The following is a 25,421-nucleotide window of genomic DNA, read 5'->3' on the forward strand; positions in this document are numbered from 1 at the left end:
CCTCCCCATCAACACCCACACCCTCAGCAACCGCCACGACGGCGTCCCGCCCATCCTGCGCGGGCTCGTCCGGGCCCCCGCCCGCCGCACCGCCCACGCCGGGCAGGCCGTGGCCGATGGGTCGGTGGTGCAGCGGCGGCTGGCCGGGCTGTCGCCGGCGGAGCAGGTCGAGGAGCTGACCCTGATGGTGCGCGAGTGCGCGGCGAAGGTGATCGGCTACAGCGAGCCGGAGGCGATCCGGGCGGAGCAGAACTTCCTCGAAGCGGGCTTCGACTCGCTGACCGCGATGGAGCTGCGCAACGTACTGAACAAGGCGACCGGCGTGCGGATGCCGGCGACGGCGGTCTTCGACTACGGCACCGCCGCGGCGCTGGCCCGGCATCTCGCGGAGGAGATCGCGATCGACAACGGCGCCGGCTGGGACTCCGGTCCGGCGGAGCCGGACGGGGGCGGATCGCTCAGCTCGCTGGTGCGCGCCGCGGCTCCCGCCGGGAAGCTGCAGGAGGGGCTGGACCTGCTGGAGGCCGCGGCGCGGCTGCGGCCGGTGTTCCGGACGCTGGACGAGCTGGACCGCGCGTATCCGCCGCTGGCCCTGGCCTCGGGGCCGGCGCGGCCGAAGCTGTTCTGCTTCAGCACGCCGATGGCGCTGGGCGGCGCGGCCCAGTTCGCCCGGCTGGCCGTGCACTTCCAGGGAGTACGCGACCTGTACGCGCTCCAGGTGCCCGGATACGCCCCGGACGACAGCCTTCCGGACAACGCGGACGTCGTGGTGCGCATGTGGGCGGAATCCATCCGGGAGGCGGCCGGCGACGACCCGTTCGTGGTGATGGGCTACTGCGGCGGCGGCAACTTCGCGCACGCGGCCGTCTCGTACCTGGAGCGGAACGGGGTGCGCCCGGACGGCCTCGTCCTGCTGGACACGTTCCTGCCGGACAGCGACGTCATCGACGAGCTCGGCGGTCAGATGCTGGAGGGGATGTTCGACCGGGCGGAGGTGTACGGGCCCTTCAGCGACACGAGGATGACGGCCATGGGGCGCTACTACCGGCTCTTCAGGGAGACGGTGGTGGAGGACATCGAAACCCCCGTGCTCTTCCTCAGACCGGACACCCCCCTGCCCTCCGGGCTCGACGGCGAGCGGTCCAGGGAAGGCAACTGGCGGGCTTCCTGGCACCTGAAGCACGACCTGTGCGAGGTCCGCGGCGACCACCTCACGATGCTGGAGGGCGAGGCGGGGTCCATCGCGAAGGCCGTCGAGGAATGGCTGAAGCCGTCCGGCGGGCGTTCGAACGGCGCGTGAGCGGCGAACCACGCACATGCCGAGGGGAGCGCCGTCAGTGATCCTCGGCCGAGGGCTGACCAGAGCGGGGCCACCGGTGAGGGGGAGCGGGCGACTCCCCCTCCAGGAACCGGGCGATGCCGTCCAGCAGGCGCTGGAGGCTGAACTCGAAGATCTCCTCCAGGTCCGTGAGGACCTCCGGGCTGTTGCGCAGCGCGGCCTGCCGCGGATAGCGGTCGGCGCCCAGTTCCTCGAGGATCGCGGGCACCTTCACCGATCGCCACTGGCTGAGCGAGATCCCGCCGCCGCGCCGTTCGGACGCGATCTCGCTCACCCGCAGCAGGGCGAGCCCCTGTGCGATGCCGCTCACGCCCAGATAGATCCGATGGGTCATGACGGGGTCCAGGCCGAGGCCGTCGAACGCGCCCAGGCCGCGTTCGAAGCGGGCGAGCAGGCTGGGGACGAGCGGCGGCTGGACCGTCGCGATGACCTCGAGGACCCACGGGTACGTCGAGTACAGCGCCCACTCCCACCGCGCCGCGGCCTCCAGTTCGGCCCGCCAGCCTCGGAAGGTGTGGGGCTCGGTGTCTCCGCTCTCGCTGAACACCGCCTCGACCATGAGGTCGATCAGCGCGTCCTTCCCGTCGATGTAGTTGTACAGCGACATCACCTTGACGCCGAGCACGTTCGCGACGTGCCGCATCGACATGCTCTCCAGGCCCTCGGCGTTGGCGATCCGGATGGCGGTCCACACGATCCGCTCGCGGGACAGGCCGGCGTCGGTCCGCTGGGAATCGGCGCGCCCGCCGGTGACGGGCCGTGCGGGACGGGGTGGCGAAGGCCGCTCGTCCTTCTTCTCCCGCCAGGCTCCCTGGCCGGTCCGCGCGTCGAGGCGGGCCCGGTAGGCGCGGGCCTGGCACGAGCGCGAGCAGTAGCGGGGCTTGCGCCCGCGGGGAGGCACCGTGAGCTCTTTCCCGCACTGGACACACGTCAGCATGGTCGCCTGATTTCATCACGATCTTCCATTGTGATGAAATTATATCACGCGACTGATGTGACGAAAAAAGAGGTGGAGTGATTGTGACGAAAATATCCTTCAAGAATGTGCGCCAGTCAGGAGGTAATCGTGAACAGCCATGACATGGAGCACCAGCATGCCGTGGCAGTCAATGTTTACTTGACAAGGCCCTTTGGCAAGCTGACATATGGTGTACTGTAAATGTTACGTACACAGTATGAGAGGGGTGGGAATGGATATCGCCGAAAGAGGCGCCAAAGCGGGGTGGCGGGAGTGGACCGGCCTGGCGATCCTCATGCTGCCCGTACTGCTCATCTCCATCACGGTGACGGTGCTGTTCTTCGCGCTCCCGTCACTGACCGCCGAGCTGGAACCGAGCGGCACACAGCAGCTGTGGATCGTCGACATCTACGCCTTCCTGCTGGCCGGGCTGCTCATTCCGATGGGCAATCTGGGTGACCGGATCGGCCGCCGGCGGCTGCTCCTGGTGGGCGCGGTGGTGTTCGGCCTCACGTCGGCCATCGCGGCGTACGCGCCCAGTGCCGAGCTGCTCATTGTGGCGCGTGGCCTGCAGGGGGCCGCGGCGGCGACGCTGATGCCGCCGACCCTCGCCCTCATCCGGGTGCTGTTCACCGACGGCCGCCAGCTCCACATGGCCATCGCCATCTGGGCCGCGATCTTCACCCTCGGCAGCGTGGCCGGGCCGATCGTCGGCGGGTGGCTGCTGGAGAGCTTCTGGTGGGGAGCGGTCTTCCTGATCAGCGTGCCGATCATGATCCTGTTACTCGCGCTCGGCCCGCTCCTGCCGGAATACCGCGACCCCAACCCCGGGAAGTTCGACATTCTCAGCGCGGTCCTCGTGCTGCTCGCCGCCCTGCCGATCGTCTACGCGGTGAAGATGGTCGCCGAGCAGAACTTCTCCGTGACGATGTGGATCAGCGCCGTGATCGGGCTGCTGTTCCTGACCCTGTTCCTGCAGAGGCAGCGCAAGCTGCCCGACCCCATGCTGGACCTGGCGCTCTTCCGCCGGCACGCGTTCACCGTGTCCCTGATCACCGCCACCCTCGCGGTGTTCGCCCTCGTCGGGACGTTCTATTTCATCACGCAATACCTGATGTCGGTGCTCGGGATGCGGCCGATCGTGGCCGGGCTGATGACCGTGCCGACAGCCGTCAGCTCGGCGGCCGGCTCGGTGCTCGGGGCGGCGCTCACCAAATGGTTCCGGCCCGGCACCATCATGGGCTCCGGCATGGTCTTCGGGGCGATCGGCTTCCTGCTGATCTCCCAGCTGAGCACGGACGTCAACCTGCCGCTGCTGTTCAGTGGGCTGTTCCTGCTGGGCTGGGGGATCGGATCGGTGCAGGCACTGGCCTCCACCATGGTGGTCGCCACGGCGCCGCCCGAGAAGGCGGGATCCGCCTCGGGGCTGTTCGAGTCCTCCACCGAGTTCGGGCAGGCGCTCGGAGCCGCCATCCTCGGCAGCATCGGGGTGGCCGTCTACCGCAGCACCCTCGCCGCGCAGCTGCCGCCCGGCGTCCCGCCCGACGCCGCCGCGGTGGCGCACGAGACCCTCGGTGGCGCGCTGTCGGTCGCCGCCGAGCTCCCTCGGGCGGTGGGCGAGGCCCTGGCCTCCGTGGCCCGCGACGCCTATGTAGACGGAATGCAGATCGCCGCTTTCGCCGGCGCGGTCATCATGCTAGTAATGGGGATTCTCGCGTTCATCAAGTTGCGCGAGGCGCAAAATCCTTCGTGATGCGTCCGGGGCACGGCGTAAATGGGTGGGGCCGATGTACGGAAGACCGGACCAGAAAAGGGGGGATAGCACCATTGAGTACATGAGAGAATCCGGGCACTCTTCGAGGTATAGGCAAGAGTCTTCGCGAGACGAACGCGATTGATCCTCGGTGCGTTCGCGTCGGCAGGCACCGGTGCGGTGCCGCGACCGCGGGCCACCCTTATTGTCGGAGGGAAGTCGGAGACATGTACGACCAGAGCAGTCATACCTTTTTGAATTTGACGGGCTATGGCGTGGCACATGCGGCCGACTACCCGACCGACGATTTCCGGGAGAACAGCCGGGACGACTATCGGACGACCGTCGAGCAGACCGCCGCGTTTCTCGCCGCCGAGGCGGGGATCGACGGTTCGAGCACGGTGCTCGAGGTGGGCGACGACTGCGAATGCCTGCTGGTCTACCTGGCCCAGTGGTTCGGCTGCCGAGGCGAGGGGATCTTCGAGAGCGAGGAGTACGTCAGGTTCGCCCAGGATCTGTGCACCAACCAGCGGCAACGGCTGGACGTCGGCTTCCGGCGGGCCTCGGTGCTGGGACTTCCGTACGAGCCCGGCACTTTCAGTCACGTCGTCAGCCACGGCGCGCTGCACAAGGCGCCGGACATGCCGCGCAGCTATGCGGAGATCCGCCGCGTGCTGCGCAGCGGCGGCATCTTCGCCTTCAGTGATTTCTACCGGCCGCGGACGAGGATCAGCGAGCGCACCCGGACCGAGGTCTACGACAAGTTCGGATGGAACGACGGCTACACGCTTCTCGAATACCATTCCGCGCTGGAGGAGGCCGGCTTCGAAATCAGTTCGGTGGTCAATGTGACCGGCTTCCTCAGGCGGACGTTCGAGGGAAACGCGGAGGCGGCCCGGGCGCGGGCCGAACAGATGGCCGACGCCGAGGCCCGGGACAAGATGCTCGCCTTCGCCGCGTCATGCGAAGAAGTGCAGTCCGCCATCGACCGGGGGGAGGTCGGCTGGGCCATCGTCGTCGTCCGCAAACGGGACGTACCCGAATGGGAAATCCCGCTAGATGAATGAAACCGGCCGTCACCCGGGCACGGACGCCGAGCCGGGAAGGTGCCGGGAATTCTCCGCGACGAGCACGTTTCCGTTAGACGAACCGAGCTCTTTCGACGAGAACAGACGCGGAAGGTCGTTCCGGCCGTTCACCCCGAGTTTGCGATATATGCGCGTGAGGTGCTGCTCCACCGTACTGATGGTGATATGAGCTCTCGTCGCGATCTCCCGGTTCGTGTAGCCGAGCGCCGCCATCGAGGCGACCCGATATTCGGCGGGGCTCAGGGCGTTCTGGTCGTTCCCGGCGGCCATCGCGCCGAATTCGCTGTCGAAGGCGTTCGCCACCGACCTGCGCAGGGGCTCGGCATGGCAACGCTGGCCGACCCGGTCCGCCTGCTGGCCGATGAGCCGGGCCTTGTCCGTCTCGCCCAGGGCGGCCAGGGAGTGGCTGAGGCGTGCCAGCGCGTGCGCCAGCTCCATCTTGTGGCCGGAGTCCTGGAGCATGTCGACGGCCTTGCGCAGCAGCGGCGGCCGGCGTCCGACCTCCTCGGCGGAGGCCAGCACCATCAGCGCGAACCCCCGGATCCGGGGACTGTGGCCGTGCGGCGTGGCGTGGTGCAGCTCGAGGAACTTCCGGGCGCGGGCGTTGTTCTTCAGCACGACCGAGACCCCGGCCGCCCCGAGGCGCCACGGGACGAGCAGCGGCGTGTCGACCTCCCAGGACCGCATCAGCGTGCCGCACTTCAGGAAGTCGCTGAGGCCCGCGTGCGCCTGGCCGACCGACGTTCTGTAGTGGCCCCGCGCGAAGAGGTAGTGCAGCCCGTACCGGGTCTGGTAAACGGTTTCAGGCAGGGGATGACGGAGGTACTGTTCGGCCTTCTGATACTCGCCCATCTCGGTGTGGGCCTCGATGAGGCTGGCCAGCGGGAGCGCCGCGAGCACGCCCAGGCTCCTGGGGGGCAGGGTGCGCAGGGAGAGCTCGCCCCATTCGACGGCCTCCAGCATCTCTCCCTTGTGCTCGGCGATGTGCGCGCGGAAGGCCGCGAGCACGCTCAGCCACGTGGGCGAGTTGCGCCGCTCCGCCACCGCGTACAGGTTCTCGACGAGGGAGGCCGCCTCGTGGGTGCGGTCCGAATAGACGAAGCAGAACAGGGCCGCCTCGACCAGCTCGATGTTGCAGCCTTCGAGCTGGACGGAGTGCAGGACCTTCTCCGCCGTCCTCAGGGCCGCCTCGGTCTCGCCGTCGCGCAGGTTGGCGGCGAGCGCGGAGATCGTCCGCGCGTACGAATGGGCCGGGTGCCGTTCGCTGCCCTCGCGTAAGGGGGAGGGCTTGTGCGTCCCCCGCAACCGGTGCAGGACCGGGGGGTGGGTGCTGGCCAGCCAGTGGTCGGCCGCCAGGCGCCACGCGTGGGCTCCGCCCGCCTCCTGGCCATCGCCCTGCTCGGCCTGCTCCAGCAGCGCGAACATCTCCTCGGCCTCGTCGTACTGGCCGTGCCAGAGCATGCACGTGAGCAGCCAGTGCACGTCCCGGGCGGGCAGCCGGCCGTCCCGCGCGGCCTGCACGAGCATCGGGAGGTACATGGTGGCGGTGGAGGGGTTGATCCGCCAGGTGGCCTTGGCCAGCGCCAGGGTGACCTGGATCCGTTCGTCGGTCCCGGAGCACAGGTCCGCCGCGTACCGGAGGTACCGCACGGCGAGCTCGTACTCGTCGGTGGCCAGCGCCTGGTCGGCGGCCTCCCGCAGCACGTCCAGGGCCCAGGGCTCGTGCTTGGCGCCGGCGGCGACGAGGTGGTCGGCGATCACGGTGGGCTGTACGCCGGTCGCGTGCAGCAACTGGGCGGCGCGTGCGTAAAGCTCTTTGAGGAGGTCCGGTTCCATGGAGTCCAGGACGGCCTCCCTGGCGGCGGGGTGGCGGAAGCCGTCCATGCCCAGCAGGCCGATCTCCGCCAGCCATTCCAGGGTGCGGACCACGGCCGGCTGCTTGATGTGCAGCATCTCGGCCAGCAGCGGGGGAGAGGCCGACGCGTCCAGCACCGCGGCGGCGCGCAGGACCCGTAGGGGGGTGCTGCCGATGCGGTTCAGCAGTGTACGGACGGATCCGGAGAAGCCGTCGTCGATCACCAGGCCGGTCCCGTCGCCGCCCGCGTTCTGCCGGTCCTCGATCAGCGAGCGCACCAGGAGGGCGTTTCCGCCGCTGACCTGGTGGATCGCCTCCGCCAGCGGATCGTCCGGCTCGGTCCCGAGGCGGACCTGCGCGATCCTGGAAATGGTGCCCGACGAGTACGGCGCCACCTTGATGCGGCGGCACTGCGGATGGTGCATGAGATCGCTCTGAATTCTGAGCGGCACCCCGTCCGGTCCTTCGTTCACCGTGAAGACCATGAAGACGTTCGCGGAATGGAGCCGGTTTATGAAATGCAGGAGAATGTCCAGAGAAACCGAGTCCGCGTATTGCACGTCCTCGATGGTTATCAATACCGCGCCGCTGCGCGCGTGGTTGGTGATGATCTCCCACAGGCCGTGCGTGACGCCGATCCAATTGAGGTCTTCCGGCCGGATCCCGCGCGGTCCCGCGTTGAATACGGCCTCCTGCAGAAGTTTCAACGCGGGGGGCATCTCACCCAGTGCGGCACTCAGGCTCTGCGAAACCTGGTGGATGACGCCCAGTGAGATGTTCTGCTCGTTCCGTAGGCAGATGGCGCTCAGATGAGTGGCGCCCGACCGCACCGCCGAATCGGCGAAGGCGTGCAGCACCCGGCTCTTGTCGAACCCTGGAGGGCCGGTTATCATCGCAATTCTTCCCCAACCATGCTCACTCTCCGCGAGCATGGTATTGAGGAGGGTGATTTCTGATTCGCGTTCGGCGAACTGCATCGACTCTCCTTCACCTGTTTGGTCGTAGAGGAAGCTCAATCAGGAAGCGGACCGGGAGCAGTCCAGGGATCTTCGGTTGCCGACTTCGTCACGTTCGAGCCGAGGTTTTCGGCGTGGCGTGGAAGACGCCCGGCCCCTCTCGCCCGCGGGCGGTGAAGGCGTGGCCGGCCGCCCGGAGGCGGCACGGTGGCCGTGCTTCGGCGTGGCGGCGGGTGACGGCGGTCTGCCGAGCCACGACCGCAGGTCCTCGCGTGAGCCGGCCCCGGACCGGGACGGCTCGATGTTCGCGCAGCTCGAAGCCGGGGCGGAGCCTGTCAGGATCCGCCCGCCGGGTCCGGGTGACGGACGTCCGAGGCGCGACGTGGTGCCCGCGCTCGAGTCGCGGGATACGGCCGGACCCCCGCCGGGGCGGGCGCCGCCCGGCGTGCGGTCCGCCGCTTCCGGGAAGCGGACGGCGCGCACGACAAGGCCGCCACCGCCGGCGGCCGAGCCGGGGCGGTGGTCCGGTAGCTGGACGGCGTCCACCGGCGGGCGGTCGCCATGGGTGAGAACGGAAAGGATTCCCTGCCCCCTTTGAAGTCGATGACCCGCGGCCACGCTACGACCGGGTGGCAGAACGCCATCCGGCGGCGCGGCCGCCCGGCAGGGAAAACGGGGGCGGCGACGCGGGGGCGGGTTTCCCGTGGTTCACCGCGATTTCACTGACATTCCGATAAAGATTGAGTGCGACAGCGCCTTTCGCGCTCTCGCCTGCGTCCGTGAATTCCTGTAACATGTGCGGCCACGTCTCCATCATGCGTATCAGCGGCTTGCGTAGCCGGTGTGCTGCGAAAACACACCGTCCGGCAGACCTTGCACCCCGACCGAATCGCAAACGGGCGCCAAACCGTCACGGTAATGTTGTACGCCGGTCCGAGTCAAGGAAAGACCGCCTTGACGGCACGGCACCGGACAGGCGTGGATCACTGTAGTCCGGAATGCCAATAGCCGTAAACCGAGGGCCGCATGATTCTCCGCCGCAACGGTGCTCAACTGGGGCGATGAAGCCCATCTCTTTTCGGGCAGCCGTTTTCTGGAACGTACCAAATAGGACGGCGGTAATCCGCCGCAACCGCTCCTCTTGCGACGTTGTCGCATCTGGAATCTCCGGAAACCCTCGCAGGTGAACAGTCCTCCTGCCCCCGAGGTTGTGAACATTGCACAGAATTCCAAGATCATCTATGGCGTGAGTTGGCCGTCCCGGTCGCGGGCCGGGAGGGCCGGCGGGATCCGCCGCCGCTGGGGGCCTACGCGGCCCCAGGACCCCTAGATAGGGGTGGCATAGGGGGTCAGCTCGCCGGGGCCCGAGCGTAGCTTCGGAATCGGCCTGGCCGGCTTCCGGTTGCACGCGCATGCGTCCCGGCTGCCGGAGAATTCCTTTCCCCGGCTCGGGGCTGGAGGCACATATTGAACGGGTTGATTTCCACGGCGTATTCTCCGCGGCCGCGGCTCATCCACGAACTGCTGGACGAGGCGGCCGCCATGAATCCGGACGGGATCGCGGTGCGCGACGCCCGCGGCGGCTGGAGCTATCGGCGGGTGGTCGAGCTCAGCCGCGCTTTCGCCGCCTGGCTGGCGGCCACGGGCGTCGAACCCGGCGACCGGATCATCGTGCAGTTGCCCAACCTGCGCGAGACCGTCCCCATCCTCTACGGCGCGTCGCGGCACGGTGTCGTCTTCGTGCCCCTGAACCCCGGGATGAAGGCGTACCACCTGCGGTCCGTCATGGAGGACTCCGAGCCCAAGCTGGTCATCGGGGCCGGCGAGGCGCTGCGGGAGACCGCCGACGTGCCCGTCCATGGGATCGACGAGCTCTGGAGGGAGGTGGAGGCGTTCGCCGGACGCCCCGTCCCGGGCGGTCCGGCCGAGGTCCGGCCGCAGGACGTCGCGGTCCTGATGTACACCTCCGGCAGCACGGCGGCGCCCAAGGCGGTGGTGGGCCCGCACGCGCAGGTGACGTTCGCGGCGTCGGCCATCAACGCCGTGCTCGGCTACCGTCCTGGGGACGTCGTCTTCTGCCGGTCGCCGATGTCCTTCGACTACGGCCTCTACCAGATCTTCCTGTCCGCACTCGGCCACGCGGAGCTGGTGCTGGCGGGTGAAGGGTCCGACCTGGCGCTGCTGAGCCAGTTGCAGGAGTGCGGCGCGACCGTCGTGCCGATGGTGCCCTCGCTGGGCGCCATGCTCACGACCCTGGGCAGGCGGGCCCCCGGCTCCGTGCCCACCGTGCGGATGTTCACCAGCACCGGCGCCGCGCTGCCGGCCTCGACCATCGAGGGCCTGCGCGAGTGCTTCCCCGGTGCCCGGGTGGTGCGGATGTACGGGGTCACCGAGTGCAAACGGGTCACCATCATGGAACCGGAGCTGGAGCGGGAACGCCCCGACTCGGTCGGCCGCCCCCTGCCCGGCACCCGCGTGCTGATCCTCGGCGACGACGGCACGCCGCTGCCCGCCGGTGAGACCGGGGAGATCGTGGTGGCCGGGCCCAACGTGATGGCGGGATACTGGCGCGCCCCCGAACTGACCGCCCGCGTCTACCGCCGCGACGCGGCCACCGGCGAGACCCGCCTGCACACCGGCGACTACGGTTTCCTCGACGAGGACGGTTACCTCTACTTCGAGGGCCGGCGCGACGACATGTTCAAGCGCAAGGGCACCCGCATGAGCACCATCGAGATCGAGGCCGCCGCGATGGACATCCCGGGCGTCCGGGCCGCCGCGGTGGTGCCTCCCGGCGAGCGGCACGATCTCGCGATCATCGTCGAGGGCGACCTCGCCCCCCACGCCGTCCTGCGCGAGCTGGCGCACCGCCTGGAGGCCGCGAAGGTGCCCGCGATCTGCCGCGTCCTGCCCTTCTTCCCTCTCACCCTCAACGGCAAGAACGAGCGCAAGGACCTCGTACGGTTCCTCGAGGAGACACCCTGAGGGCGGGCTCGGGCCTGGGGAAGGCTTTGCCTCCCGCCGGGAGACGCCGCGGGCCGTTCCCGCTAGCGTGAGAAGTGCTTCATGCGCCGTACTGGCGCTTCCCGGGAGCCCCATGTCGACGCTCCGTCAGCCCGCATCAGCTGGGCGCTCATCACCTCACGGAGTGATCTCTGATGCTCGAACGCCTGCTCGTCGCCGCCACCCTGGTGGCGTCCGCGCTCATCGGTTCGGTCTCGCTCTCCGCCCCATCGACCGGTACGGCCGCCGCCGCCACGGTGGCGCAGGCCCCGGCCGCGATCCCGCCCGCCCCGGTCCCTCCGGATGACGACGACGGGTAGGAGGTCCGCCGCCGCACCGGTCATCCGTCGCCCCGCGAGGACGCTCCTCGCGGGGCGATCCCGTTCCCCGGCCCGGGTTGTGCGGAGTTTGTGTACGACGTAAGCTTGCGTGGTACACAAACTCCGGCCCGGGAGGTCGTCATGACCACGATCGCCATCGCACTCCCTCTCCTCTGGCTGGCCTGGCTGGCCCTGACCGAGTGGGTGCCGATATTCCCGCTCAACGACCTGAAGACCGGCAACCTGCGGCCACGGCTGCTCGCCGCGTCGATCAACTACCCGTTCCCGCTGCTCATCGCCGCCGGCATCGCCCTGCACCGGCCGTGGTCGCTGATCGCCGCGTCGGCGTTATGCGGGCTGATCCTGGCCGGGCACCTGGCCAATTGGTGGCTGCCGTACTTCGGGCTGAGCTCCGCCGCCCAGCGGCAGGTCTACGAGCGCGACTACGCCCGCACCCTCAAGATCCTGCCTGCGGACGGGCACGCGGTCGTCCCCGACGTCCAGCACATGATCGTCGGACTGCTCAGTATGGCCATGCTCGGCACCACGCTGGCTGTCACACTGGCCGCATGAGCACCAAGCCACCACGCGGCCGGGGCGGGCGGCCGCCCCAGCTGGCCACCGAGCAGATCGTCACCGCGGCCATCGCCCTCCTCGACGAGGAGGGACTGGACGCGGTGACCATGCGGGGCATCGGCGCCCGCCTTGGGGTGGCCGCGATGTCGCTGTACCGGCATGTGCCCAATCGCGACGCCATTCTGGCCGCGATCGTCAATCGCCTGTTCGCCACCGCGCTCGCCGGGTTCGACCCCGGCCCGACGTGGACGGATGCGGTGACGCGGTTCGCCGTGGCGTACCGGCGCATGCTGCTCGACCACCCGCACGCCGTGCCGCTGCTGGCCACCTACCCGGTCGACGTCGAAAGCTCCCTGCCGCTGCTGGCGGGTGTGCTCGACCGCTTCACCGCCGCCGGCATCGAGCAGGACGAGTCCCTGATCGTCATCCAGTCCGTCGGCGTCTACGTGCTCGGGCACGCCCTCGCCCAGGTGGGCACGCCGCCCGGCTCCGACGCCCCCGCTCCTCCGCCCGGCCCCGGCGCACTCGACTTCTACGAACGGTGGTTCACCACGGGGCTGGACGCCATCGTCACGGGCTTCGGGCAGCGGCTCCGTCCCCAGTAAGGACCTTGGGCGCGCTCAACGCCCTCTGATTCAGAAGGCGTTGACGAGGACGACGTACGCCGCGGTGCCGATCCCGACGCTCAGGATCGTCCGGCGGCCGAACGCGAGATGGACGCCCGCCGTGACGGCGACCGCGAGCAGCGCGTACAGCGTCGCGCGCGGCTCGGCGGCGATGGTGCCGTGCAGGGCGGTCACGGCGAGGATGGCGAGGATGCCGACCGGCATCCACACCGAGAGTTGCCGCACGATCGCCGAGCCGCGCAGCGTGCGCAGCACCGCGAAGGGGGCGGCGCGCAGCGCGAGGGTGATGGCGAAGACGATCGCGAGGACGGCGACGAGGTAGGCGGTGCTAGGCATCGGCGGCCTCCGGGGCGGATCGGCGGGCGGTGAGCGCGTGCCGGACCAGCAGCAGCGCCACGAACAGCAGCAGCGCGGTGAACATGGCGACCCCCGGGGTGAGGGCGAGCGCGACGGCCACGCTCGCCCCCGCCAGCAGCACCGAGGGGATCTCCCGGCGGGAGCGGAACGCGTCCAGGGTGAGCACGGTGAACAGGGCGCACAGGGCGAACTCCAGGCCCTTGATCGGCGCGGGCAGAGCCGCGCCGACGGCCACGCCGACCAGGCCGCCCCCGACCCAGTAGGTCTGGCAGGCGAGCTGCATCGCCAGCAGCCGCGGCGCCGAGCGCTCCGCCGCGGGCAGCGAGGCGTTGACGGCGTAGGCCTCGTCGATCATCGCGTAGACGGCGTACGCCTTGGCCAGCCGGTTCCTGACCAGGTGGAGCGGGAAGGAGAAGGCGTAGAAGACGTGCCGGAAGTTGACCACCAGGACGGTCAGCGCGACGGCGGCGAGCGGCGTGACGCTCGCCATCATGCCCACCAGCAGCAGCTCGAGCGATCCGGCGAACGCGGCCAACGACAGGGCGGGGGCCAGCCACCAGGAAAGGCCGGCCTGGATGACCAGCAGGCCGAGGGCGATCCCCAGCGGGAAGATCCCCAGCCCCGCGGAGAAGGAGTCGCGTACCCCCGCGATGATCTGCTCCTTCCGGGTGGTCGGGGGTGGAGCTGGAACGGGACGGGCGGCTGACGAACGTGGAGCTGGCCCAGCGGGTCGGGCTCACCCCCGGCCCGTGCCTGCGGCGCGTCCAGCGGCTGGAGGCCGAGGGCGTCATCCGCGGTTACCGGGCGGTCATCGATCCCGCCGCCGTGGGCCGGTCGTTCGAGGTCCTGCTCGACCTCACCCTCGACGCCCAGGACGCGGAGACCGTCGAGCGCTTCGAGCAGACCCTGGCGCGGGCCCCGGAGGTCATCGAGCTGCGGCGGCTGTTCGGCAGCCCCGACTACTTCGTCCGCGTGGCCGTCGCCGACCTGGCCGCCTACGAGACCTTCCTCAGCACGTACGTCATGACCATCCCGCGGATCAGGAACGTCACCTCGCACTTCACGATGAAGAACGTCAAACCGGCCCCCTAGGCCCTACGACACCTGGTCCAGCCGGGCGAACTGCTCGTCGGTCAGCGTGAGACCCGCCGCCGCGACGTTCTCCTCCAGATGTGCCACGGAGGTCGTGCCGGGGATGGGGAACATGGCCGGCGAGCGGCGCAGCAGCCAGGCCAGGGCGGTCTGGGCGGGAGTCGCCCCGATCTCGGCCGCCACGGTGGCCACGGGGCCGCCGGCCTTGGCGTGGTCGCCGACGGCGATCGGGAAGAACGGGACGAACGCGATCCCGTGCTCGCCGGCGTGGTCCACGACCTTCTCGTGGGTGCGGTCGGTGAGGTTGTAGAGGTTCTGGACGGCGGCGACGGGGGCGATCCCGCGTGCCTCCTCCAGCTGGTCCACCGTCACCTCAGACAGGCCGATGTGGCGGATCTTGCCCTCCTCCCGCAGTTGTGCCAGGGCGCCGACCTGGTCGGCGAGCGGGACCTGGGGGTCGACGCGGTGCAGGTAGTACAGGTCGATCACGTCGCGGCGCAGGCGGCGCAGGCTCAGCTCGGCCTGCTGGCGCAGGTACTCGGGGCGTCCCAGCGGGATCCACTCCTCGACGCTCGGCCGGGTCACGCCGCCCTTGGTGGCGATCACGACGTCGTCGGCGTAGGGGTGGAGGGCTTCGGCGATGAGCTCCTCGTTCGCGCCCAGCGCGTAGGCGTCGGAGGTGTCGATGTGCCGTACGCCGAGCTCGACCGCGCGGCGCAGGACGGCCAGGGGGCCCTGCCGGTCGGCGGGCGCCTCCCAGATCGTGCCGTCGGCCGACAGCCGCATGGCGCCGAAACCGATGCTGCCCACTTCCAAGTCACCAATTTTCATGATTTCTCCCTAAAGCTTGAGCGTTCAAGTGTGGACGCTACACCTCAAAGGTTGAGAGTTCAAGCTAGGATGGGCGGCGTGGAGACACGGTGGCTCGACGACGACGAGCAGGGGACCTGGCGGGCGTATCTGTGGACGACCCGGTTGCTCGGCGACGCCCTCGACCGGCAGTTGCAGCACGACGCCGGGATGCCGTACACGTACTACATGATCCTGGCGACGCTCTCGGAGGTCCCCGAGCGGCGCATGTCGATGACCGACCTGGCCGCGCAGGTCTACTCCTCGCTCAGCCGCCTGTCCCACGCGGTGGCACGGCTGGAGGAGCGCGGCTGGGTGCGGCGGTCGCCGCACCCCGGCAACCGGCGGGTGACCATGGCCGAGCTGACCGACGACGGCTTCGCCGCACTCGCGCAGGCGGCGCCCGCGCACGTGGAGGAGGTGCGCAGGCGCCTGTTCGACCCGCTCACCGGCGAGCAGGTGACCCAGCTGCACGGCATCCTGCGGGCGCTGTGGAAGGGGCTCGACCCCGAGCCGGGCGGGGCGTATCCCGGGATCTTCGGCCCCGAGGCGTAAATCAGCGCGGGGATCAGCGCGCTGCGGGGGCTTGGAGCAGGCGCTCCTCCTCGGCGGTCCGGTCGTCGTACGCGGTGCGGGCGTCGGAGATCTCCCGCTGGTGCTCCTCGGTCCAGACGACCAGCGACTTGATCACCTCGTGCAGCGAGATGCCGAGCGCGGTCAGCTCGTACTCCACCCGCGGCGGCACCACCGGATAGACGGTGCGGGTCACGAGCCCGTCGCGCTCCAGCTGGCGCAGCGTCACGGTGAGCATGCGCTGGCTGACCCCGTCGATGGCGCGGCGCAGCTCGGAGAAGCGCATCGTACGGCGGTCGAGCAGGGCGATGACCAGCAGCGACCACTTGTCCGCGACGCGGTCGAGGATCTTCCGCACGTCGCAGTCGGCCCGGGTGTCCCACTGGATGACCTCGTCGTCCATGGTTCCCGTGCAGTAACCGAGTGCCTTTGAAGTGCCGTCTTCCATTGCTTCCCCATGGTCACGCAAGATTCCTTTGTTACGAAAAAGAACCATAGGAGTCGTTCCCGTGTCCACAACCACGCACTCTTCTTCGCCGTCGTTGCGCATGACCCCCAAAGCCTGGGGGATGCTGTTCGTCCTGTGCGGCGCGATCTTCCTCGAGGGGATCAACGTCGCGATGCTCAACGTGGCCCTGCCCGCCATCCGGGCCGACCTCGGCCTGTCCACGGGTGAGCTGCAGTGGGTGATCAGCGCCTACGTCCTGGGCTACGGCGGGTTCATGCTGGTCGGCGGCCGGGCGGCCGACCTGTTCGGCCGCCGCCGGATGTTCCTGATCTGGCTGGCGGTCTTCCTCGTCGTCTCCGCCCTGGGCGGGCTGGCCAGTGAGGGCTGGGTACTCATCGCCGCCCGTTTCGTGGCGGGCGTCGCCGCCGCGGTCATGACCCCCGCCGGGTTGTCCATCATCACCACGAGTTTCGAGGAGGGGCCGCGGCGCAACCAGGCGCTCCTGGTGTACTCGGGCACCGCCGCCGGCGGTTTCTCCCTCGGGCTGGTGCTCGGCGGCCTGCTCGCCGCCGTGGACTGGCGCTGGGTGCTGTTCGCGCCGGCGGTGCTGGCCCTGATCATCCTGGTCCTGGCGGTGCCGCTGATCCCGGCCAGTCCCATGGAACGTTCCCAGGAGCGCAGGCTGGACGTGGCGGGCGCGGTGACCATCACCGCCGCCATCATGCTGCTGGTGCTCGGCGTCGAGCGCGCCGCCCACGTGGGCGCCGGGTGGACCGCCGGCGCGCTGGTCACCGGGCTGGCCCTGGTCGCGCTCTTCCTCGTGATCGAACGCCGCTCCGCCGCGCCGCTGGTGCGCCTGGGCATCTTCCGCTCCGCGCCGCTCGTCCGCGCCAACCTCGCGGGGCTGCTGTTCTCCGGGGCCTTCTTCGGCTTCCAGTTCATCGCGGTCCTGTATCTCCAGGAGGTGCGCGGCTGGACCTCGCTGCAGACCAGCCTGGCCATGCTCGCGGTCGGCGCGGACGCCGTCCTCGCCCCGACCCTGACCCCGCGCCTGGTCAACCGGTTCGGCAACGCGAGGGTCATCCTGGCCGGGCTGCTGTTCGCCGTGCTCTCGTACGTGTTGTTCCTGCCCATCGGCATGGACACCGTCTATCTCGCGATGTTCCCCACCATGATCATCCTGGGGGTGGCGTTCGCCCTCGCGTACGGTCCGCTCACCATCGTCGCCACCGACGGCGTGGACGAGAGCGAGCAGGGCCTGGCCGGCGGGCTGCTCTACACCTCCTTCCAGTTCGGCGCGGCGCTCGGGCTGGCGGCCAGCACCACGGTGATCGTGGCCGTGGCGGACGCGGGGGACCTGCTCGGCGCCTACCGCACCGCGCTCGCCGTGCCGATCGCCGCCGCCGCCCTGGCCGTCGTGGTCAGCGCTTTCGGCCTGCGGAAGGGAGCCGCGCGATGACGTCCTTCGCGGAGATCGAGGCCGAGTTCAACGCCATCGTCGGCGCCACCGTGTACGCCACCATGGTCACCGTGGACGCCCGCAACCGCCCGCACACCCGGGTGCTCATCCCCATCTGGGAGAACGTGGACGGGCGGCCGCTGGGCTGGCTCGCCACCTACCGGACCCCGGTCAAGGCGGCCCACCTGGCCGGCAACCCGCACACCTCGTTCTCGTACTGGAAGCCCGGCAACAACTCGGTCGCCGTCGACGCCGTGGCCGCGTGGGTGGACGACCTGGACGTGCGGCGGCGCGTGTGGGACCTCTACCGCGCCACCAGCCCCCGGGGCGCCGGGTACGACCTGGGCGCCTTCTGGCGCTCGCCGGCCGACCCCAAGCTGCACGTCCTGCGCCTCGACCCCTTCCGGGTCCAGGTCATCCGCGGCATGGATCTGCGCAGCCGCATCTGGACGGCCGGCTGAGCGGGCGGGTCAGGCGTGGCTGACGATCACCTTGCCGAAGCCGCCGCCTGACCCGCAGTAGGCGAAGGCGTCGGGCACCTGCTCGAACGGGAACACCCGGTCGATCACCGGGCGCAGCCGGTGCGCCTCGACGGCCCGGTTCAGCTCGAGGAAGTGGGCCCGGCTGCCGGTGGCGATCCGGCGCAGTACCGAACCGGCCATGAACAGGGTGGCGGGGTCGATGGGGGCGGCTCCTTCGGCGCCGGAGAGCCAGTAGCCGACGAAGGCGACCTCGCCGCCGGCCGAGACGGACCGCAGCGACTGCTCCAGCGGCCCCGTCGCGTCGACGACGCGATCGGCTCCCCGGCCGTCGGTCAGCGCGTGCACCTCCTTCCACCAGGCCGGGTTCTCCCGGTAGTTGATCACCTCGTCGGCTCCGAGCGCCTTCAGCCGCTCGGCCTTGGCGGGGCCGGACGTGGTCACGATCACTCTGGCTCCGGCCAGCTTGGCGAAGAGCAGCACGAACAGCGACACGGCGCCCGACCCGAGCGTCAGCACGGTCGTGCCGGCGTGCGGGGCGCCGCCGGAGGTCAGGGAGTTCCACGCGGTCACCGCCGCCAGCGGCAGCGCCGCGGCCTCCTCGTACGACAGGTGATCGGGGATGGGCACGACGCCGTCCTCGCTCAGCAGCGCGTACTCGGTCAGCACACCGTCGATCATGGTGCCGAGCTGGGCGGCGTCCTCGCGCCGGAACGGGCCGTCCAGCCAGCGCGGGAAGACGGTGGCCGCCACCCGGTCACCCGGCCTGACCCGGGTGACGTCCGCGCCGACCGCCACGACCTCTCCAACTCCCTCGCAGCCGGGCACCACGCCGGGGGTGACCGGCAGGGGATAGTCTCCGGACAGCACGCGCAGGTCGCGGAACCCGAGGGAGTTCGCGCGGATCCTGACCACGACCTGCCCGCGCCCCGGTTCGGGCTCGTCGCGGTCGTGCAGCGTCAGCCCGTCGAGGCCGCGTCCGGGTACGAGGCGGTAGCTCTTCATCTGATGTCCTTTCCGGTTCCGCATGAGTGGGCACGATCGTGCGGGGCGGCTGTGGCAGCCGGCAATTCCCTGGGGGGAATCGCGGGCCCGCACGGCGACCGGATAGAACAGAGCGGTGAGCAGCACAACCATGGAGAACGGCGTCGGCACGGAGCTGAGACGCTGGCGCGGGCTTCGCCGGGTCAGCCAGCTCGAACTGGCCACGCTGGCCGGCACGACCCAGCGCCATCTGAGCTTCATCGAGAGCGGCCGTTCCCGGCCGGGGCGCGCGATCGTGATCCGGCTGGCCGAGTCGCTCGGGCTGTCGCTGCGGGAGCGCAACGACCTGCTCACCGCGGCCGGCTACGCGCCGGTGTTCGCCGAGTCGGGCCTGGAGGAGTCGGCGCTGCGGCCGGTCCGCGCCGCGCTCGAACAGATCCTGTACGGCCACCTGCCGTATCCGGCCCTCGTCATCGCGCCGTACGGCCGGGTGGTGGCGGCGAACGACGCCGTCGAGGTGTTCACCGAGGGTGCCGCGCCCGAGCTGCTCGAACCGCCGGTCAACATGCTGCGGCTCATGCTCCATCCGGACGGGATGGCCCCCAGGGTGCGCAACCTGGGCGAATGGGGCCGGCACATCATCGAGAACCTCCGTGCCCGAGCCCGCCGGAGCCCGGACCCGCGCCTGGAGGACTTCGCCGCCGAACTGGCCGGCTACGTCCCCCAGGCGCCGGTCGGGCCCGAGCATCTCGGTTTCTCCGTCCCCATGAGGCTGGCCTCGGCGGACGGGGAGCTACGCCTGATCACGACGCTGACCTCGTTCGCGACGGCGACCGACGTCACGCTCGCCGAGCTGCACCTGGAGGCGTTCCTGCCCGCCGACCAGGCCACCGCCGAACTGCTCCGGCGCCGGGCCGAGCGCTGAGCGGCGGGGTCAGCTCACCGAGAGGCGGTCGACGTTGGGGCCGCCGTTCGACGTGGTGGCGGTGGCTCTGATCTTGTTCACCCCCTGGACGAGGTCGGCGGTCAGGGTGACGGTCTGCCAGGTGGTCCAGGCGCCGGTGCCGTTGAAGTCGCGGGTGACCGAGGTGCCGTTGACCGCGATGGACATCGGCCGGTTGGCCGTGGTGCCGTTGGCGAAGCGGAGCTCCAGGGTGACCGGCCCGGCCGTCGCGGCGTTCACCGTCCACTCCACGTAGCTGCCCGTCACGTTGTCGTAGTTCACGAACCCCGTGCCGGTGTAGCCCGCGTGGTTGGACTCCACCACGCCCTGCGAGATCGTCGCGTCCTCCGCCTGGTAGACGGCGGGGCCGCTGCCGGTGGTCTCGGTGACGGCGTTCGACGGTGCTGAGGAGTTGCCCGCCGCGTCGTGGGCCCTGACCGTGAACGTGTACGGCGTGCCGGCCGCCAGGCCGGAGACGGTGGCGGCGGTGCCGGTGACCGTCGTGGCCAGGGCGGTGCCGTTGTAGACGTCGTAGCCGGTGACGCCGACGTTGTCGGCGGAGGCGTCCCAGGCCAGCGTGACGCTCGACGAGGTCTTGCCGGTGGTGCGCAGGTTGCCGGGCACGGACGGGTTCTGGGTGTCGGGCGGCCCGGTCGGGACGGTGAGGGTCGCGGTGTTCCACCCGGACACCCGCACGCTCGGCGAACCGGTCAGGTCGGAGGCCCGGTAGGTGGCGGTGAGGGTCTTGGATTCCCCCGGCCAGAGGCTGGTCGCGTTGTCCGACCACTGGATCGGCAGTACGGGCTTGCCCGCCGCGTCCACCACGTCGGCGTCCAGCATGAAGGCGGGGACGGCGCCGGTGCCGGTGTTCTTGATCGTCACGGTGACCGTGCCGGGGGAGGGCGCGGAGGCGGTGGCGGTGATCGGGGCCTGGGCCAGGTTGTTGAGGCCCTTCAGGTTGGCGTAGCTGGAGGTCGGTACGTAGTACCAGTCGTTGTTGTCCCAGTCGATCACGTCGTCCGAGGTGGACAGGGCGTAGACGTTGCGGTCGATCTCCTGGCCGTCGCGCAGCAGCGTCAGCCGTACCAGGTAGGTCGTGGAGAGACCGCTGACGGCCGGTACGGTCACCGCGGTGGCCTTGCCCCCGTCGGCGGGGACGCTGACCGTCGCGGTGTTGCTGTACTTGGCGGATCCGTCCATGTTGAACACGTCCGTCTTGACGGTCAGGCCCGAGGCGGCAGAGACGCCGGAGTTGACCACGACGACGGACTTGTTGTCGTACGAGTACTGCACGTGCAGCGGCTTGTTGGCCTCGCGGGCGCCCCAGTAGGAGCCGCCCTGGTCCAGGTAGTAGTCGAAGAGCTGCCAGTGGAGTGAGGACCAGCCGCTGTTGAGCATCCAGTAGATGACGCCGGTGGACGGGTTGCTCGAGTCGGTGAAGTTGCGGCCGTAGGCCTCGAACTGCGCTCGGACCGCCTCGTACTGGGCGAGCTGCGCCTTCTTCATGTAGTCCGTCAGGCCGGACGGGACGCCGTACCTGCCTCTGAGGGCGTTGTGGTAGATGGTCAGGTCGTCGAAGGTGCTCGACGGCGAGCGGTGATACTGCGTCGCGCTCGGGCTCTGCCAGAGCGAGTCGATCTGCGCGGAGGTCATCATCCGCTTGAGCGAGTCGAGCGTCGGGACGTCGGGGCCGGCGCCGGTCTCGGAGTTGAAGCCGAACGCCCCGCCTTCGCGCTTGTTGTACCAGTAGCTCGGCGGCACCCAGTCGTACGGGCCGGGCATCTTCATGCCCGAGTTGCCCAGTTGCGGGCTCGACTTGTCGGAGGCCACGGACACGATCGGGAGCTGCCACTCGGCCGCGGTGAGGGCGTCGAGGTAGTTGGTCTCCTTCTGGGCCGGCGGCGGGTTGTCCGAGCCGATCAGGAACGAGATCACGCTGGGGTGGTTGCGCAGCCGGGCGGCCTCCGCCTGCATGGACGCCTTGGCGATCGGATAGTCGGAGCTGCTGAAGGAGCCCTCCCACTTGTCGCAGCACTCCCAGCCGGGCAGGGTCAGGATGCCGTACTTGTCGGCCAGGTCGTAGAGCTCGTCGGTGTCCAGGTGGCCTTCGACGCGGATCGTGTTGAGGCCGAGGTCCTTGACGTAGCGGATCTTGTCCTCCAGGTAGCCCAGGTTCTTGCGGAGGAAGATGTCGGGAGACCAGCCGCCGCCCCTGATCAGGATCGGCCTGCCGTTGATCTTGTAGAAGCGGCGGCCGCTGGCGTTCTTGCCCGACTCCACCTTGCGCACGCCGAAGCGCTGGCTCAGCGTGTCGCTCTCCGCGCCGCCGGTCGTCGCCGTGAGGTTCAGGTCGTAGAGCGGCTGGGCGCCCATCGTGTGCGGCCACCACACCTGCGGGTTGGTCAATGTCTGGTTGAACGTGATCCGCTTGGTCTGGTTCGCGGCCAGCGCGACATCCTGCGAGAACGCGAGCGAGCCGATCGTCCCCTTGACGGTGGCGTTCACGGCGCTGCCGGTGGCGTTGCGGACGTCGACCTTGATGGTGAGGTCGGCGCGGTCGAGCGCCGGCACCGCGAGGTTCGTGATCACATGCGCGTCGCGCAGCGAGACGTCGGCGCTGCGCCGGATCAGGACGTCGCGGAAGATGCCCATGTTGTCGTCGCGCGGCAGCTGCACCCAGTCGATCCAGCCGATCGTGAGGTGGTTGTTGGGGTTGTTCGGGTTGATGCGGAAGGCCACCGAGTTGACGCCCGGGTGCACCAGGGCGGTGACGTCCCGTTCGTTGCGGGTGTAGGCCCCGGCCACCTGGGCGGCGGTGGCGACCTGGGTGCCGTTCACCCACACGTCGGCGCTGGAGATCACGCCGCTGACGTCGAGGAAGGTTCGCAATCCGGACTCGTCGCCGAGGGTGAAGTCGGAGCGGTACCACCACGGCACGTCGAAGTCCGCGGTCGGGATCGACTGCATGTTCGTGGAGTAGAAGGGGTCCGGGTAGACGTTGTTCTGCAGCAGGCCGGCGAGCACGGTCGAGCGGGGGCCCACCGGATACCAGCCGGTGGCCGCGTAACCGGGCGTGGAGATCGCGGCCCCGGAGTCGGGCACCTTCGCCGTGGACTGGATCTTGTATCCCGTCAGGGCGGTCGTCGCCGGTACGGCCTGCGCGGAGGCGGGCGGCGCCACGCCCGCGGCGTTCACCAGCAGTGCACAGGCCGATAACAGGATGAGGATGAGCCGAGAGCGCGCCATGGGTCCCTCTCTAGGCTGGTCTATTCGTTAATAAACCTTCTTAACAAATAAACCGAATCTCGTAAATGGAGAATTCGTGGGAAGGCGAGGCTCGCCGCGGGCAAGAAGGGGTGTCCATCTCATTCGGGAGTCCTTGAGTGATCACTGCCCCTGACGCGTTCGAAGCGGTCTTCGACGCCCACTACGAGGAGATCCGCCGCTACCTCGGCCGACGGGTCGGCCTCGACGTGGCCGAGGACCTCGCGGCCGAGACCTTTCTGATCGCCTTCGATCAGCGCGAGGCGTTCGATCCGTCGTTCGGCGAGATCAGGCCGTGGTTGTACGGCATCGCGACCAACCTGATCGGGCGGCACCGGCGTACGGAGGTGCGCCGGTACCGCGCGCTGGCGAGAACCGGGCCGCCGCCCGACGACGGGCCCCACGACCGGGTGATCGACCGGCTCACCGCCGAGGTGACGGTCGGGCGGCTGGCCAAGGCGCTCACCAAGCTCTCGGCCGGCGAACGTGACGTCGTGCTGCTGGTGGCGTACGGCGGGCTGAACTACGCGGAGGTGGCCGCCGCGTTGAAGGTCGCCGAGGGAACCGTCGCCTCGCGGCTGAGCAGGGCCAGGACCAAGCTGCGTGCGGCGTTGGGGGTGGAGGTGTGATGAAGGAGTTCGAGTTCATCGACCGGGTGATGCCGGACGTACCGCCGGTTTCGCCGGCGCAGCACGCCGCGGCACGGGCCCGACTCGCCGAAGCCACCGCCGCCCGTCCCGCCGCCCGTCCCGCCGCCCGTCCCGCCGCCCGTCCCGCCGCCCGGACCGACCGCTCCGCTGCCCGGCCCACCGGTCGGACCGCGGGCCCTGCGGTGGGGCGGGTCCGTGGCCGGCGTTCGGTGGCGCGCGGATGGCGGGGGATCGCGCTCGCGGCGATGGCCGTTGTCCTCGTGATCGGCGCGGTCGTGCTCCTGGTGCCCTCGCCGGGCCGGGAACCGGTCGCCTCCACCCCCGGACAGCTCCTGGACGCGGCAGCCGGCAAGCTCGCGGCGCAGCCTCAGGGCAGCGGCCGCTACTGGCGGCTGGAGATCGAGGAGGTCGTCCGTTCGAAGGGCACGGAGGGTTTCCTCGTCGAGGAACGCGGCAAGGACGTGCTGGTGCTCGGGCGGGACCACGACGGCTACACCTGGTACGAACCCGTCTCGGCCAAGCCCTACGGCGCCGAGGCCGCCGCGGCGTGGAGGCGGGCGGGCTCCCCGAAGCTCTGTCCCGCCCGGGAGTGCGACCCCAAGCTGCGCTTCTACCCGGTGCGCACGCTGAAGAGGTCTCTGAGTCTGGCGCCAGGGTGGCAGCCGACCTTGGAGGAGCTGCTCGCGCTTCCCCGAGAGGCGATCGCGCTCAGGACCGAGCTCCTGAGGCACGTCCCGCTCGGCTACGACCAGAGCCCGGACGACTGGGTGCGGGATGCGGGGGTCCGGCTTGTCAAGGACGTTCCGGCGACCCCGGGCACCCGGGCGGCGGCCTACCGCATGCTGGCCGCCCTGCCCGGGGCCCGCGTGGTCGACGACGTCCGCGACCCGGTGGGCCGCCGAGGCGTGACCCTGCAGCTGCGCGTCAACGACGCCGTCCGCGTCCAGCTCGTCATCGACCCGGGGAGCGGCGAGCTGTGGGCGGTCCAGCAGGTGGCGCCCATGCCCGGCCTCCCGCGGGGCGCCGCGGCGGTGGCCTCGATCGTCGTGCGGGCGGGGTGGAGCGACGCCCGGCCGGTGCCGCCGCCCGGCTGCCGGGGCTGCCGAGGCCGGTACTGAGGCTGCGCGAACCGATCTTCGGCGGCGTACGTCAAGAGGGCATGACATCACGCGTTCTCGCCCTGCTCGCGCTCGTGGCAGGGCTGATCATGTTCACCGGCGGCACGGCGTCCGCCTGCAAGTGCGTGGAACGGGGCCCGCAAGATCAGATGGAGAGCGCGGTCGCCGTGTTCGCCGGCACGGTGACTCGGGTCGGCGTGAGCCCGGATGAGAGCAGTGGAGGGCACGTCATCGCCGTCCTCCGCGCCGACCACGTCTACAAGGGGCAGGCGCGGGAGTGGTTCCAGGTCTCCACCCGTAGCGAAGGGCCGGCCTGCGGGTACGACTTCGCCGCGGGCAGCCGCCACCTGGTGTTCGCCGGCGGGCGTGACGAGGCGCTGACCACGTCCAGCTGCTCGGGCAACGCGTCGCTGCCGACCGGCGACCGGCCGCTGCGGCGTGACGACGGCAATGGGGTCACCCGGGAGCTGATCGCCGCCCTGGGCACGCCCACCCGGGTCCGCCACACCGGTGCCGCCGAGCCCACCATCGCCGGGTCGACTGCGGCCGGGTCGACTGCGGCCGGGTCGACTTCAGCCGGGTCCGCCGCTGCCAAGTCCGCCGCCACCGAGTCCGCCGGTCCCGACGGGGGCACCGGCGTGCTGGTGGCCGCCCTGGTGGCGGTGGGCGTCGTGGCGCTGACCGCGGTGGGCGGGTGGGCGTACCGCAGGCGCTCCTCCACCTGACCGGCG

Annotated in this window: 23 protein-coding genes; 15 read left to right on the forward strand and 8 right to left on the reverse strand. The window is 70.0% G+C overall.

The window, feature by feature from the left end; translation table 11 throughout:
• Positions 1-1,300, forward strand: a 1,300-nt coding sequence (locus ACWEPL_RS13985; RefSeq protein WP_452436341.1) for a thioesterase domain-containing protein, incomplete at its 5' end; no start/stop codon positions are given.
• A gap of 34 nt (positions 1,301-1,334) precedes the next feature.
• Here ACWEPL_RS13985 and ACWEPL_RS13990 read toward each other — a convergent pair.
• Positions 1,335-2,240 carry a TetR/AcrR family transcriptional regulator gene (locus ACWEPL_RS13990; protein ID WP_363982851.1) on the reverse strand — a complete coding sequence of 302 codons (906 nt, stop codon included), beginning with the start codon at positions 2,238-2,240 and terminating at the stop codon, positions 1,335-1,337.
• Positions 2,241-2,529: 289 nt separating this feature from the next.
• Here ACWEPL_RS13990 and ACWEPL_RS13995 point away from each other — a divergent pair, with 289 nt between their 5' ends.
• Both ACWEPL_RS13995 and ACWEPL_RS14000 read left to right on the forward strand, forming a co-directional pair.
• Entirely contained in the window at positions 2,530-4,050 is a 1,521-nt protein-coding gene (locus ACWEPL_RS13995; protein ID WP_355212678.1) for an MFS transporter, read from the forward strand.
• Between the two features lie 227 nt (positions 4,051-4,277).
• Entirely contained in the window at positions 4,278-5,117 is an 840-nt protein-coding gene (locus tag ACWEPL_RS14000) for a class I SAM-dependent methyltransferase (RefSeq protein WP_363982846.1), read from the forward strand.
• A gap of 9 nt (positions 5,118-5,126) precedes the next feature.
• On the opposite strand, the gene ACWEPL_RS14005 is transcribed toward ACWEPL_RS14000, so the two are convergent.
• The gene (locus ACWEPL_RS14005) at positions 5,127-7,970 is read right to left on the reverse strand and encodes an AAA family ATPase (RefSeq protein WP_363982843.1); all 2,844 of its coding nucleotides are present in this window, start codon (positions 7,968-7,970) and stop codon (positions 5,127-5,129) included.
• 1,455 nt (positions 7,971-9,425) lie between these two features.
• Between ACWEPL_RS14005 and ACWEPL_RS14010 the strand changes: the two genes are divergently transcribed.
• The 4 genes from ACWEPL_RS14010 to ACWEPL_RS14025 all read left to right on the forward strand — a co-directional run bounded on the left by ACWEPL_RS14010 (position 9,426) and on the right by ACWEPL_RS14025 (position 12,453).
• Positions 9,426-10,934 carry an AMP-binding protein gene (locus tag ACWEPL_RS14010; RefSeq protein ID WP_363982840.1) on the forward strand — a complete coding sequence of 503 codons (1,509 nt, stop codon included), beginning with the start codon at positions 9,426-9,428 and terminating at the stop codon, positions 10,932-10,934.
• A 173-nt stretch (positions 10,935-11,107) separates the two neighbouring features.
• Positions 11,108-11,272, forward strand: coding sequence for a hypothetical protein (locus ACWEPL_RS14015; protein WP_355212684.1), 165 nt, complete (start codon positions 11,108-11,110; stop codon positions 11,270-11,272).
• A gap of 141 nt (positions 11,273-11,413) precedes the next feature.
• Positions 11,414-11,845 (forward strand): hypothetical protein, encoded by a 432-nt coding sequence (locus tag ACWEPL_RS14020; RefSeq protein WP_452436342.1) that lies wholly within the window; start codon positions 11,414-11,416, stop codon positions 11,843-11,845.
• Complete coding sequence (locus ACWEPL_RS14025; RefSeq protein WP_452436343.1) at positions 11,842-12,453, forward strand: TetR/AcrR family transcriptional regulator; 612 nt, start codon at positions 11,842-11,844, stop codon at positions 12,451-12,453. The genes ACWEPL_RS14020 and ACWEPL_RS14025 overlap by 4 nt, the downstream gene beginning before the upstream one ends.
• 30 nt (positions 12,454-12,483) lie before the next feature.
• On the opposite strand, the gene ACWEPL_RS14030 is transcribed toward ACWEPL_RS14025, so the two are convergent.
• Positions 12,484-12,810, reverse strand: a complete 327-nt coding sequence (locus ACWEPL_RS14030; protein WP_363982830.1) for a branched-chain amino acid transporter permease — start codon at positions 12,808-12,810, stop codon at positions 12,484-12,486.
• Positions 12,803-13,486, reverse strand: coding sequence for an AzlC family ABC transporter permease (locus ACWEPL_RS14035; protein WP_452436433.1), 684 nt, complete (start codon positions 13,484-13,486; stop codon positions 12,803-12,805). The genes ACWEPL_RS14030 and ACWEPL_RS14035 overlap by 8 nt, the downstream gene beginning before the upstream one ends.
• A 23-nt stretch (positions 13,487-13,509) precedes the next feature.
• Between ACWEPL_RS14035 and ACWEPL_RS14040 the strand changes: the two genes are divergently transcribed.
• Complete coding sequence (locus ACWEPL_RS14040) at positions 13,510-13,923, forward strand: Lrp/AsnC family transcriptional regulator (RefSeq protein ID WP_452436344.1); 414 nt, start codon at positions 13,510-13,512, stop codon at positions 13,921-13,923.
• Positions 13,924-13,926: 3 nt separating this feature from the next.
• Here ACWEPL_RS14040 and ACWEPL_RS14045 read toward each other — a convergent pair whose 3' ends face one another.
• A complete protein-coding gene (locus tag ACWEPL_RS14045; RefSeq protein ID WP_363982821.1) occupies positions 13,927-14,754 on the reverse strand; it encodes an aldo/keto reductase in 828 nt (275 codons plus the stop codon).
• A 78-nt stretch (positions 14,755-14,832) separates the two neighbouring features.
• On the opposite strand from ACWEPL_RS14045, the gene ACWEPL_RS14050 reads away from it, so the two are divergent.
• Positions 14,833-15,327: a MarR family winged helix-turn-helix transcriptional regulator gene (locus ACWEPL_RS14050; RefSeq protein ID WP_452436345.1), complete on the forward strand. Its 495-nt coding sequence runs from the start codon at positions 14,833-14,835 to the stop codon at positions 15,325-15,327.
• Between the two features lie 13 nt (positions 15,328-15,340).
• On the opposite strand, the gene ACWEPL_RS14055 is transcribed toward ACWEPL_RS14050, so the two are convergent.
• Positions 15,341-15,793 carry a winged helix-turn-helix transcriptional regulator gene (locus ACWEPL_RS14055; RefSeq protein ID WP_452436346.1) on the reverse strand — a complete coding sequence of 151 codons (453 nt, stop codon included), beginning with the start codon at positions 15,791-15,793 and terminating at the stop codon, positions 15,341-15,343.
• 61 nt (positions 15,794-15,854) lie between these two features.
• Here ACWEPL_RS14055 and ACWEPL_RS14060 point away from each other — a divergent pair, with 61 nt between their 5' ends.
• Together ACWEPL_RS14060 and ACWEPL_RS14065 are read left to right on the forward strand one after the other, a co-directional pair.
• Positions 15,855-17,252: an MFS transporter gene (locus ACWEPL_RS14060; RefSeq protein ID WP_452436347.1), complete on the forward strand. Its 1,398-nt coding sequence runs from the start codon at positions 15,855-15,857 to the stop codon at positions 17,250-17,252.
• On the forward strand, positions 17,249-17,713 hold the full coding sequence (locus ACWEPL_RS14065; RefSeq protein WP_452436348.1) for a pyridoxamine 5'-phosphate oxidase family protein: 465 nt from the start codon (positions 17,249-17,251) through the stop codon (positions 17,711-17,713). The genes ACWEPL_RS14060 and ACWEPL_RS14065 overlap by 4 nt, the downstream gene beginning before the upstream one ends.
• A gap of 9 nt (positions 17,714-17,722) precedes the next feature.
• Here the strand turns inward: ACWEPL_RS14065 and ACWEPL_RS14070 are convergent, their stop codons facing one another.
• On the reverse strand, positions 17,723-18,736 hold the full coding sequence (locus ACWEPL_RS14070) for a zinc-dependent alcohol dehydrogenase family protein (protein WP_452436349.1): 1,014 nt from the start codon (positions 18,734-18,736) through the stop codon (positions 17,723-17,725).
• A gap of 115 nt (positions 18,737-18,851) precedes the next feature.
• Here ACWEPL_RS14070 and ACWEPL_RS14075 point away from each other — a divergent pair, with 115 nt between their 5' ends.
• Positions 18,852-19,640, forward strand: a complete 789-nt coding sequence (locus ACWEPL_RS14075) for a helix-turn-helix domain-containing protein (protein ID WP_355212710.1) — start codon at positions 18,852-18,854, stop codon at positions 19,638-19,640.
• A gap of 9 nt (positions 19,641-19,649) precedes the next feature.
• Here ACWEPL_RS14075 and ACWEPL_RS14080 read toward each other — a convergent pair whose 3' ends face one another.
• Positions 19,650-22,904 carry a glycosyl hydrolase 2 galactose-binding domain-containing protein gene (locus ACWEPL_RS14080; RefSeq protein ID WP_452436350.1) on the reverse strand — a complete coding sequence of 1,085 codons (3,255 nt, stop codon included), beginning with the start codon at positions 22,902-22,904 and terminating at the stop codon, positions 19,650-19,652.
• 137 nt (positions 22,905-23,041) lie between these two features.
• Here ACWEPL_RS14080 and ACWEPL_RS14085 point away from each other — a divergent pair, with 137 nt between their 5' ends.
• From ACWEPL_RS14085 to ACWEPL_RS14095, 3 genes are read left to right on the forward strand one after another with little or no spacing between them, the layout of a single operon-like run.
• Positions 23,042-23,551, forward strand: coding sequence for an RNA polymerase sigma factor (locus ACWEPL_RS14085; protein WP_355212715.1), 510 nt, complete (start codon positions 23,042-23,044; stop codon positions 23,549-23,551).
• Positions 23,551-24,690 (forward strand): hypothetical protein, encoded by a 1,140-nt coding sequence (locus ACWEPL_RS14090; RefSeq protein WP_452436351.1) that lies wholly within the window; start codon positions 23,551-23,553, stop codon positions 24,688-24,690. Before ACWEPL_RS14085 ends, ACWEPL_RS14090 begins: the two co-directional genes overlap by 1 nt.
• A gap of 41 nt (positions 24,691-24,731) precedes the next feature.
• Positions 24,732-25,415, forward strand: a complete 684-nt coding sequence (locus tag ACWEPL_RS14095) for a hypothetical protein (RefSeq protein WP_452436352.1) — start codon at positions 24,732-24,734, stop codon at positions 25,413-25,415.
• The last annotated feature ends 6 nt before the right edge of the window (positions 25,416-25,421 follow it).

Source organism: Nonomuraea sp. NPDC004186 (genome assembly GCF_053603495.1).